This is a genomic window from Pseudomonas sp. SIMBA_068 (assembly GCF_046534705.1).
GTDB lineage: Bacteria > Pseudomonadota > Gammaproteobacteria > Pseudomonadales > Pseudomonadaceae > Aquipseudomonas > Aquipseudomonas putida.
In genome coordinates this window covers 1-233 of the sequence record NZ_JAWRYI010001740.1, presented here as the reverse complement: position 1 = coordinate 233, position 233 = coordinate 1, and the positions used below count along the sequence as shown (strand labels likewise).

Annotated in this window: 1 pseudogene; it reads left to right on the top strand. The window is 64.8% G+C overall.

Features of this window, described 5'->3' with window-relative positions:
* Positions 1-23: 23 nt before the first annotated feature.
* A pseudogene (locus SB756_RS35710) lies at positions 24-233 on the top strand (hypothetical protein); the annotation flags it as partial.

Sequence of the window (233 nt, the reverse complement as noted above, 5' to 3'; positions counted from 1 at the left end):
CGGTGGTCCCCGGGTCATGAAAAGGCGTGACCAATCCGTCCGAGCTGCGACGCATCGCCGATGTCGCCGACAAGTACCAGGTGCCCATGGTCAAGGTCACCGGCGGCCAGCGCATCGACCTGCTGGGCATCCGCAAGGAAGACTTGCCCGGAGTCTGGAAAGACCTGGACATGCCGTCCGGCCACGCCTACGGCAAATCCATCCGCACCGTGAAGACCTGCGTCGGCAGCGAG